The following is an 11,037-nucleotide window of genomic DNA, read 5'->3' as shown; positions in this document are numbered from 1 at the left end:
CATCTGTTACCATATTAAATTTATATCTATAACAAGGTTTATCAATAAAAAAAGCCTCATGTTTCCATGAGGCTTTTAAGTATAATTTAAAAGATTATATTATTACTTCTTAATAAACTTAGATTTAAATAAATCGTTTCCTTTATCTTCAATAGCAATTACATAAGCACCTTTTATTAATGCTGAAACATTAATTCTTCCACCATTAATATTCCCATTACTTACTAATTGTCCTGCTGCATTATAAATTTTATACGTTGCTTTGTCAGAAACTTTAGTAACGTTTAAGAAATCAGTTGCAGGATTTGGATAGATTTGGATAGCATTTTTAGGATCATTTACTTCACGTGTCCCTAAAGCTGTTGTTACCATTACGTTATAGTCTTCAGTTTCTCCATAGTAGAAATTAGTACCACAAGCATAAGCAGAAGGGATAGAAACCCCATTATTTCCTGAACCTGCATAAATAAATACAACTCTCATTCTTAATGGTTGATTTTCTATAGCAGTGGAAGGCACTGTAACAGACGATGTATACTGAGTTGGAACAGCAGACGACACCACAGCATTCAATACTTTTTCAGAATCTTCAAATGTTCCGTTTCTATTCCAGTCAATCCATACAGAACCCGCATCATACGCATATCCATTTCCAACATTTACCGTTAATGTATAAGGAGAAGCTCCTTTTACTAAATTAATCTGCAATGCAGAATTTGTAGTATAATTTGTATATATAGAAGCTCCAGAAGGATTATTTACATTCGCCAATGATACATTTGATATATATTCATCCGTAGCATAAACCGTAGAAGAATCACAATAAGTTACAGTAGAAAAAGTAGTTACTGTAAAGTTTACAGAGGTAGAATATGTTCCTGTAGTACCTGAACATACTGCTGCTACCTGCACTTCATACGTTCCTGCCGTCAAACCACTAATATTAATTGCAGATCCTGATGTAGGAACTTCCGTCCAAGTAGTATCCGTAGTTTTTTTATATCGTACAATATACGCAGTGGTAGTTCCTGAATAAGGAGTCCAATAGATTGAAGCTCCTCCAAGTGAGGTAATTACCGTAAGGCCAGAAGGCGCAGCAGTACTACAAGGAGACAATGTAGTAAGTGAAACAGTCCCGATAGTGTAAAATATATTACCAATTGAAGAAACTCTCACTTTAATGGTCGTTCCATTCAATGAAGTTGGTAAAGTAAAACTTTCCGAACCATCATTTGGAGTTGATGCAGAAAGCACCGTCCATGTAGCACCATTATCTGTAGTGTAATCTATTTTTACATTAGTTACATTATAAGGAGCTGCGGTAGTATTGGCAACCGCCCAAGAAATAGGAGTTGGAGATCCATTTGCTTCAGCAACAGTAGTAGTTACTTTAAATGGTCCATTATCTCCAACAATAATAGTTTGCGTTGCATACTGTGATTGTTGCGTTGTAGCATTAGCATTATTATCTCTTACCGTCACAGCATAATTGGTAGTTCTAGGAACCATAGATACAGATTCCCAAGTACTCCCACTATTATCTAATACTCCATTTAACACAGAAGATAATTTAGGGAAATATCTTGTAGGATTTGTAGATGGCACAGCAGAACGAAACGAGGCTCCCGTAGAAGTTGTCCCCAAATTATTTTTATTAATAGTTGTACTTGCGTCATCTATTTCTTCCCACGAATACGTCATTGGATCACCCTGCGCATCGGTGGCAGAAGCTGTCAAAACAAATGCTGTTCCTTTAGGAATATTGTAAGTTGGTAAAGCTGCAATTACTGGCGGGTCATTTGTCACTGAAGTTTCTACATCACAAGTTGTAGTCTGTAAATTGTCTAATACCTGATCTATACTTGCCACATGAAAATAAGCATCCGAATGTGGTTGAACATCTGTATTAGTACCTGTAATCCCAGCATATCCCATAATAGTAGAACCTGAACCAGGTTCCATATTTACCCCAGACCCTTCAAGAGCATGAGAAAATGTATGATTAGCACCTAATTGATGTCCCATTTCGTGAGCGACATAGTCTATATCAAAGTTATCTCCTTGAGAGATCCCATCTGCTGGAGAAGTAAATCCTGACCCTTTTCCTTCTGGTTCCGCAGTTGTTGGATCTGTACATACACAACCGATACATCCTGCATTACCTCCACCCCCTGTTGCACCAAATAAGTGTCCTATATCATAATTAGCATTACCAACATTTGTAGTAAGTGTTTGCTGAAGCTGTAAATTCCAATCTGGACTTCCTCCACTAGAAGCAGGAGAGTAAGGATCTGTTGCTGAATCTAAATAAATAATACCTGGATAATTCTGAACATTTAAGTGCAATGCAAAATCTTTTTCAAATACACCATTAACTCTGGTCATTGTTGCATTGATTGCTGCTAAAGCACCCGCTAACGTTCCTCCATGAAATACAGTATATTCACCTGTAACTGACATTGCCAGTCTCATCGTTCTGTATTTTTTGTCAGAAGATTTGGAGAAATCACTAGGCTGATTGGTAAAAGAACTTCCTTTTTTTAATAATCCGGAAATTTGTTTTTTCTGAGCAGTTGTTTCGTTTGTTCCACACAAGAAAGTACCACTTTGTGTTTTTTTTGTTTTAGGATGTACCTCATAAATTGTTTTATCACCAATTTGAGGTTCAATAAATTCATACCCCCCGTCACCAATAATCATCGCCTGGAAATCATTTGGGGCTAAAGAAAATCTTAAATACTTGTTAGGATCATCTACTCCTACCCCCACATAAGAACCCAGCTGATATTGATCTGCCAGTTCTTTCACTACCACAGGAAAACTGTACACAGAAAATTTTTCTATTTTCCCACTAAGTGTAGGTAAGGAAATAATTATCGGTGTTGCGTTTGCCCCCATCTCCTGTGCATTTTTCAACTGAGACTGAAGCATACCCAAATCCAGTTTATAATAATCTCTCACTCGGGAAGCAGATACTTCCAACGTTCTTGAACTCTTCTTTGGGACAACTGGAGTCCACTGCGCTAAAGCTGACCCACCTATCACACTACAAAATAAGACAGTAAAAAGTTTTTTCATATAAACAATTCTTCTCGTATAAAATTATTTTAATTACCAAAGTTAAAGATTAATTTTTTTTTATTTAATCAATTAACTAAAATTTAGATAATTTAACGTGATTTATCGACAATCTCTATATAGAACACCATAAATAAAACCTCTTTTTAACAAATAACTATTTATAAGAATATATCATAAAAGAGAGTCCTTAAACATCTGTTTAAGGACTCTCTTTTATATTGATTATAATATTATCTTACTTCTTAATAAATTTAATATTTTCAGAAAGATCATTATCTTTAACTGTAATAATGTAAGTTCCTTTAACTAATTCAGCAACTCTCACTTGATTATTTTTAATGTCTCCTGCTTTTACCAACTGTCCTACAGCATTATGAATTTCAAATTTAGCTTTTCCTGACACTTTTGTTATATTTAAAATATCTGTAGCTGGGTTTGGATAAACTGCAAATTTTTGAAGACTTGTATCACTTGTTCCTAACACCGTAAGATTTACTGCTCTTGTTTGAGTAACTCCAAAAGGACTACCCTCAAATACTGTTACCCCTGAAGAATTTTTTAAATTATAATATCCTCCGTAGTTATACATTCCATCACCTTCAGTATCATTAATCGTAAAAGTATAACATCCTGCTGCAGATAAATTGAATGTCTCAACAATCGGAGTTGGCAAAGGTGTAGAAGTAGTAGGATTTAAAACATCTGTATATGGTCCTCCTTGATACAAAATATTTCCTGCACTATTCTTTAAATTCCACGTAACCTCACTTCCCCAATAATCATTTTGTAATGTAAACGTAAATGCGCCATTATTAATTGCTGCAGGACCAGGTGAAACATAAGATGTAGTAAATGAGTTATTAGAAGCTCTTTGATCTGCAACACCATTTGCTGTAGTAATAGATACTGTCATAGAACCAGAAGGCATAGCAGCTGAAATTGGTAAATTTACTATAGCATATTTATTCGATGCTAAATTCCCAGAATAAGTGTACGTCTCTGTACTTGTACCTACAGTAAATGAAATTACAGCAGAAGTAAGATTACTTGTTCCTCTATTATAAAGAGAGATTTTCAATGTTCTTGCACTAGGCGTACAAGTTGAATTATCCGTTGTACAAACGTTTTCTAATTTTATTTCTGCATCGTTTGCAAATAAAGGAATTGCTATATCTTTTGTAGAAGTTTTCAATTCTACTCTTCGAGGAGAGTTATTCATTACAGCAGTAATTCTATCTTTCTGATTCTGTGTGAAAATATTCATACACGCATCAAAAGTATAATCCATATAGTTTTCAAACATCTCATCAGTACTTCCACAGTTATTAGCTTTTGGGTGACTAGGACACCCTCCATTAGAATCTTCATGAACAGGAGTATCAGCACAATAATCCGTACCACAAGTAGTATCTCCCCATATATGTCTAAGTCCTAAAAAATGCCCAACTTCATGAGTCATTGTTCTCCCTTTATCATAGGGAGCATTCATTGGAAATGCTCCAAAATCTGTACTTCCGAAAGTAGTATAGTTTGCAACTACACCATCAGTATTTGCAGCTCCTCCAGCCGGCATAGGTATACCGGAATTCGATGGAAATTGCGCATATCCTAACAATCCAGCATTAGAAAAATTAACGCTCCACATATTCATATATTGTGTTGGATCCCAAATAGTTAACGGTTTAACATAGCCATTAATATTTCCCGTAGACCAATTTGGATAACACAGATTTACTCTATCAATACCATTTGTTGGATTTCCATTAACATCAACCTTTGCTAATGCAAACTGTATCATTATATCTGCTCCTACTGCATTTGTGTTATATCCTGGTGTTCCTACCATTCTACGAAAATCTTGGTTCATTACCGTAATTTGGGATTGAACCTGTTCATCGGTAATATTTGCACCAACTCCATAAGCTTCCCCCGAATGAATAACATGTACTACTACAGGAATAGTAACAATACCTCCACTTGTCGATTTATTTGCTAATCTTTCTTGTCTAGCTTTTTCAACCAACGGAGCAATCCAAGCTTCAAATTGATCTGTTGTCATTCTTTTAGGATCTTTCTTTTGTAGATATTCCTCGTATTCTACAAATGAACAACGGTCAAAGCCATTGCTTTTAGCTAATTCTTGTGATGATTTTTTTGGAAAATCACCGCTTATATTCGTTTTTTCTATTTTTTGAGCATGAGTAGTAATAAGCCCCATTGCAACAAATGAAAACGATAAAACAGATGTAAAAATTCTTCTCATTTTATTATTAATATTCAACAAAGATATTTCTTTTTAAGATAATTCTAAAATTTAGTTATAATTTAATCGAAAAATAATAAATAAAAGCAAATGAAAACTATTATTCTATCATTTCTAATAATTCTATCAAGTTCCTGCTCCGTACATAACAACACGTCTCAACTCAATAATATTAAAAGAAAAAAAATAGACAAAATAGAACTCAAAGAACAAACAAGAGGCACTAACCGAAGTTTTACATTTAACTCTGAGTATTTAATTACTGTTTTAAACGAAAATACGAGCAATTCAAAAGTCTCTTCATCGGATTGGGAGAATATAGAAAAGCAGATCAACTTAATTGAACTCTCTAAAATTTCATCATTTACAGCTCCAACTACTGGACATTATTCAGATCAAGCATTAGCTTCCACTATTATTGTTACTTCAAATGGAAAAACCTATCAATCTGTTAGTTTTGATGCCGGTAACCCACCAAAAGAGCTGGCTCATTTATATAAAATATTGCAACAAACCATTCAAAACAAAAAGACAACCCAATAAGTTGTCTTTTATTATTTTATAATATTATTTTTCTCTACTAAAACTTATATGCAATATTCCAGGCAAATCCCATAGTAAATTTACCTGAGCTTCTGCCAAAACCTGGAACAATCATAGGCTGAATTTCATCCTGTTTTGTAGTATATATTAAATATTTAGGTTGCAGATTTACGTCGATGTAAAAATTAGATTCGAATAGCTGAACTCTTCCTCCTAAAGAAGCTTCAATCCAATAAGAAGACTGGGTAGAGGAAGGAAATGCTACTGAAGCACTGCTTCCACCATATCCACGAACCGGTATGGCCATATATTCCTGCTTGTAAAATGCTCCGGCTAATTTTCCACCTCCGTAAAAACCATTGAATTCATTTTCAGGGTCTCTGGCTAACATATAAAAACCTCCCAATCTAAGAAAAGCCCCATCTACTTTAGCATCATAACCGTTTTTCTGATAAACATTTGATTCAAAACCTGCGTCTATTACACCATGAACTTTATCTTTAATTCTGGAAGATATAAAACCCTGATACAATTTTCTATCCGAAAAAAAAGAAGCACCAGTATTAAGCAGATCAAAACCCACCATAAAATTAGGTTGATAGTGCCATTTCACCTTCTCCTTTTGATCTTCTTTCTTTTCCTGAGCAAAGACCACAAAATATGAAAGACTAAAAATTAAGGTATAAATTAGTTTTCTCTTCATTTTCAATAAAATTTTGCCCCGTTTCTACACTTAAAACAGTAGTTGATAATAATAGTTCTGATTTCAGATTTTCATAGTTTTTCTTCATTCCACAGCCTGGAGAAACATACATTGATTTTGTCGTATAGTTTACTCTAACTTTTGATGAATCTGCAGTAGTGGTAGTTTTAACAAATATATCTGTGTATGGAGAATCGTCTACACGCAGCGGAACAAAAATGGAGTCTACGTCTTCTTGCCAGCCAAAATCCACAACATTAGAGCCATAGTTTACAAACACTTTTATAGAGTCTAAAGTTGTTTGCTTTCCGGCTTTTTTAAACATGACTTTCATTCTCGGTGTACCTTCTCCGCTTTCACAGATATCATCGTCTCCTCCGCAAGAAGTGAGCATTCCGAGACTGCATAATAATATAATGATGGTAATATATTTCATACTTCTATTTTGGGTCTAACGCTTTTTCAATTCTGAAAACAAGGTCTTCATAGTGATATTTATTTACGGTATTAGAATCTGCTCTTCCGGAAAGATCTTTTTTAATCATGACTAAGTTCCCTCTTACAATTGCAGAAACATCAGATCTATCTGAGCTTTTTGAGTCAACAAGCCTAATTAAATTATCAACATAATTTCTCTGAAGGTTTCTTCCGTACACATCCGGATTATCTTTTTTAATAATTGAATTGTTCAGATCTGAAAATAACTCAACCGTTGTATAGGTATTCTGGTCTACCGCTTCCATTTGATACATATTATTCAGTACCATCGGACTTAAAATTCTTGCAAGAACACCATTCTGAATATCTTCAACTGTTTTTACCGGTGTCTTTCCTGTTTTTTCAAAGATTTCTTTTTTCAGCAACCATTGTGGTGTCGTGAAAATATTGTCCTCTAAAAACTTCATCGCCTCTTTCTGATCTTTCTTAGCTACAACTTCATAGACTACTCCTGACTGTTCTGCCGTTTTAGGAGTTTCCATCTGACCTCCGATATATTTTGAAACATGACCTGCATATCTTCTGAACTGTGTCGTTACCTGATCATACATCATTCCAAGATTGTTATAATCTTCATTTGGAGTTTGCGTCCATTTTTCAAGGTTATCGATAATTCTCTTCAGGTTTTTAATCCCATAAGTACTTGCAATCATTGCATTATCTCCCACCTGTTCACTCTGTGATCTCGGATCAAACGGATTAGATTCTGTACCAAACCAAAGTCTTTGGTCTTTCAGATTCTTGATCACCCATTTATTTAAATATTCTTTTTCTAAATCCGGCGTATTATATTGGAAGAATCTTCTGTACCCCCATTCAATAGCCCAATTATCATAATCTCCAATTCTCGGCATAATTCCGGATTCTCCAATATTATCCTCTGGTTGTGCAACATAATTAAATCTTGCATAATCCATAATTGAAGGTGTATGACCATTTTTCTCAAGCCATTTTTTGTCTCTTAATTTTTCAACAGGTACTGTAGAACTTGATCCAAAATTGTGTCTTAATCCTAATGTATGTCCTACTTCATGAGAGGAAACAAAACGGATCAGTTCCCCCATCAATTTATCATCAAATTCAATTTTTCTCGCTCTTTCATCATTTGGCGAAGCCTGCACAAAATACCAGTTTCTCAAAAGCATCATTACGTTATGATACCAGTTGATATGACTTTCCAAAATCTCTCCCGTTCTAGGATCTGAAATTGACGGTCCTGAAGCATTCGGAACATCTGAAGGTTTATACACAATTGCAGAAAATCTTGCATCTTCAAGGCTCCATTCAGGATCAACTTTAGGATCTGGAACTTTAGCATAAATTGCATTTTTGAAACCTGCTTTTTCAAATGCTTTCTGCCAGTCGTTTACTCCCTGAATCAAATAAGGAACCCATTTTTTAGGAGTTGCAGGATCAATATAGAACACGATAGGTTTTGCAGGTTCTACCAACTCTCCTTTTTTATATTTTTCTAAATCCTGAGGTTTAGGTTCCAGTCTCCATCTTTTAACCAAAGAAACTCTTTTTACACCTTGAGGATCAAGATCAAAATCGGTATATCCTACTGCAAAGTACCCTACTCTAGGATCAAAATACCTTGCCTGCATTTTATTCTCCGGTAAAAGAACAAATGAGGAATTGATTTCTACCGTATAATTTCCGCTTACTTTTGGCAGATTTGCCGCCGGAATCCCTTGTATTGGTCTTCCTAGTGTACGAGCAAAAGTCTTAGTGGTATTTATTTCAATATTATTGGGATACGATTTCACAAAATTCACAAAAGACATGTCTTTCTGAAATGCTCCTACTTTAAAGTCTTCTTTGTAATTTGTAGAAAAGGAAACCATTTCATTATCCGAATTCAACAAATCGGTTACTTCAATGACAGAAGTTTTTTTATTATTCCCGTATGTTTTTACATCAAAAGCTTTGATAATCGACTGTACATTATTTCTTGTAACAGAGTTGTACATATCCGATGTAGAATCTTTTGCATAGTCTACGAAAGAAATTGATCGTAAAAGAATTTTGTCTTTTGGTCCCTTTTCAAAAGCTACAACCTGCTGCCCAATCTGATCTCCTGCATATCCTGTACTTCCATAACGCATTCCTGCAGCGGCTTTTGTTAGTCTTGTCACTAATAGAAATTCCTTTTTCAGAATATTATCCGGAATTTCAAAGTAATATTTATCATCAATTTTATGAACCGTGAAAATTCCTTGGTCAGAAACTGCTTTGTCTGTGATGATTTCTTTATAAGACTTCATAGAAGGCTTTTTCTTATCATCCTTTTTTACTTTAGCAGTATCTGTTTTTACTACTGTAGAATCTTTTTCCTGACCTTTTAATTCGTACTGACCTGCCATCAAAGCAAACAGGATGAAAGCAGCACTAAGGTTTTTCACTCTTTTCATTTAAAATTTTCTGATTAATATTTTATGATTTTTCTTCCTTTAATGATACCAAAATCAGTTCCTTTATACTCAAAGAATCTAATTTTGATACCCTTAAAAAAGTCACTCAAATGTAAGTATTTATTTTTTGATTAGTAATGCGATATTTTCTACGTGATGTGTTTGTGGAAACATATCTACCGGCAAAATTTTAATCACATCATAATGGTCTTTCATTAAAGCCAAGTCTCTTGCCTGAGTTGCAGAATTACAACTTACATACACTACTTTTTCAGGAGAAAGTTTTAAAATCTGCTCTACTACTTTTTGGTGCATCCCATCTCTTGGCGGATCGGTGATTAAAACATCTGCTTTTGGATGATTAGCAAGGAATTCATCATTGAAAATATCTTTCATATCTCCACAATAGAATGTCGTATTCGTTAAGCCATTCAATTCTGCGTGTTCAATTGCTGCGTCAATTGCTTCCTGAACAGATTCTATACCAATAACCTGTTTTGCATTTCTTGCAACATATTGTGCAATCGTTCCGGTTCCTGTATATAAATCATAAACCACTTCATCTCCTTTTAAATCGGCAAATTCAAGCGTTTTTCTGTATAACTCAAGGGCTTGCTTATAATTCGTCTGAAAGAATGATTTTGGGCCTATTTTGAACTTCAATCCGTCCATTTCTTCCATCAAATACCCTTCACCGAAATATACATTGATATCTAAGTCATAAATTGAATCATTTGGCTTTGGATTAATCGCATACACCAATGTTTTTATCTGAGGGAATTTCTCCAATAGAAATTCAAAAAGCTTTTCTCTGTTTTCTTTTTCTTCTCTGTACAACTGGAAAAGAACCATCCACTCTCCATGAGAATTCTGTCTCATCATTAAGGTTCTTAAAAATCCTTCATGATTTCTGACATCAAAGAAATCTAATCCGTTATCTACCGCATATTTCTTTACCGCAAGTCTTATTTGATTAGAAGGGTCTTCCTGAAGGAAACATTCTTTAAGATCTAAAATCTTACTCCACATTCCCGGAATATGGAATCCAAGCGCATCTTTACTTCCAAAATTTTCTTCAGAACTGATCTCATATTGGGTAAGCCAACGAGCATTTGAAAAAGAAAATTCCATTTTGTTTCTATAAAAATACTGCTCTTTAGAACCCAGAATAGGGACAGTTTCAAAGTTTTCAATCCCTCCGATTCTTTTAATATTGTTATATACTTCTTCCTGTTTGAAATCTAATTGCTTTTCATAACTCATATTCTGCCATTTGCAACCACCGCAAGTTCCAAAGTGGATACATTTAGCATCAACTCTATACGGTGATTTTTCAAGAACATCTACCGCTTCGCCTTCATAGTATTTTGACTTTGCTTTCTTTACTCGTACATTCACAATATCTCCAGGAATCGCACCTGTTACCATCACAGCTTTTCCTTCTTCTGTTCTCCCGATTGCAACGCCTTTTGCACCTGCAGTCAACAGCTTTATATTTTCAAGAATTAAATTTTTCTTATTCTTTCTGCTCATTC

Annotated in this window: 7 protein-coding genes; 1 reads left to right on the top strand and 6 read right to left on the bottom strand. The window is 34.5% G+C overall.

Annotated elements, in window-relative coordinates; all coding sequences use genetic code 11:
• Positions 1–102: 102 nt before the first annotated feature.
• A complete protein-coding gene (locus RM51_RS03440) occupies positions 103–3,078 on the bottom strand; it encodes a reprolysin-like metallopeptidase (RefSeq protein WP_039365184.1) in 2,976 nt (991 codons plus the stop codon).
• A gap of 238 nt (positions 3,079–3,316) precedes the next feature.
• Complete coding sequence (locus RM51_RS03435) at positions 3,317–5,344, bottom strand: M43 family zinc metalloprotease (RefSeq protein WP_052248373.1); 2,028 nt, start codon at positions 5,342–5,344, stop codon at positions 3,317–3,319.
• Between the two features lie 90 nt (positions 5,345–5,434).
• Here RM51_RS03435 and RM51_RS03430 point away from each other — a divergent pair, with 90 nt between their 5' ends.
• On the top strand, positions 5,435–5,887 hold the full coding sequence (locus tag RM51_RS03430; protein WP_039365183.1) for a hypothetical protein: 453 nt from the start codon (positions 5,435–5,437) through the stop codon (positions 5,885–5,887).
• 37 nt (positions 5,888–5,924) lie between these two features.
• On the opposite strand, the gene RM51_RS03425 is transcribed toward RM51_RS03430, so the two are convergent.
• The 4 genes from RM51_RS03425 to rlmD all read right to left on the bottom strand — a co-directional run bounded on the left by RM51_RS03425 (position 5,925) and on the right by rlmD (position 11,035).
• Positions 5,925–6,590 carry a DUF6048 family protein gene (locus RM51_RS03425; RefSeq protein ID WP_039365181.1) on the bottom strand — a complete coding sequence of 222 codons (666 nt, stop codon included), beginning with the start codon at positions 6,588–6,590 and terminating at the stop codon, positions 5,925–5,927.
• Positions 6,556–7,026: a DUF6452 family protein gene (locus RM51_RS03420; RefSeq protein WP_039365179.1), complete on the bottom strand. Its 471-nt coding sequence runs from the start codon at positions 7,024–7,026 to the stop codon at positions 6,556–6,558. The genes RM51_RS03425 and RM51_RS03420 overlap by 35 nt, the downstream gene beginning before the upstream one ends.
• Positions 7,027–7,030: 4 nt before the next feature.
• Positions 7,031–9,502 carry a zinc-dependent metalloprotease gene (locus RM51_RS03415; RefSeq protein WP_039365177.1) on the bottom strand — a complete coding sequence of 824 codons (2,472 nt, stop codon included), beginning with the start codon at positions 9,500–9,502 and terminating at the stop codon, positions 7,031–7,033.
• A 120-nt stretch (positions 9,503–9,622) separates the two neighbouring features.
• Entirely contained in the window at positions 9,623–11,035 is a 1,413-nt protein-coding gene (gene rlmD / locus RM51_RS03410) for a 23S rRNA (uracil(1939)-C(5))-methyltransferase RlmD (protein WP_039365175.1), read from the bottom strand.
• Between the last annotated feature and the right edge of the window lie 2 nt (positions 11,036–11,037).

Origin of the sequence: Chryseobacterium taiwanense (genome assembly GCF_000813825.1) — a bacterium.
Taxonomy (GTDB): Bacteria; Bacteroidota; Bacteroidia; order Flavobacteriales; family Weeksellaceae; genus Chryseobacterium; species Chryseobacterium taiwanense.
The sequence above is the reverse complement of the archived record's forward strand: the minus strand, read 5'-3'. Positions and strand labels throughout refer to the sequence as shown.

Excerpts from the sequence above, each read along its gene's own strand:
- RM51_RS03425 (WP_039365181.1), bottom strand. The coding sequence starts at position 6,590 with ATGAAGAGAAAACTAATTTATACCTTAATTTTTAGTCTTTCATATTTT.
- RM51_RS03435 (WP_052248373.1), bottom strand. The coding sequence starts at position 5,344 with ATGAGAAGAATTTTTACATCTGTTTTATCGTTTTCATTTGTTGCAATG.
- RM51_RS03440 (WP_039365184.1), bottom strand. The coding sequence starts at position 3,078 with ATGAAAAAACTTTTTACTGTCTTATTTTGTAGTGTGATAGGTGGGTCA.
- RM51_RS03430 (WP_039365183.1), top strand. The coding sequence starts at position 5,435 with ATGAAAACTATTATTCTATCATTTCTAATAATTCTATCAAGTTCCTGC.
- rlmD (WP_039365175.1), bottom strand. The coding sequence starts at position 11,035 with ATGAGCAGAAAGAATAAGAAAAATTTAATTCTTGAAAATATAAAGCTG.
- RM51_RS03420 (WP_039365179.1), bottom strand. The coding sequence starts at position 7,026 with ATGAAATATATTACCATCATTATATTATTATGCAGTCTCGGAATGCTC.
- RM51_RS03415 (WP_039365177.1), bottom strand. The coding sequence starts at position 9,502 with ATGAAAAGAGTGAAAAACCTTAGTGCTGCTTTCATCCTGTTTGCTTTG.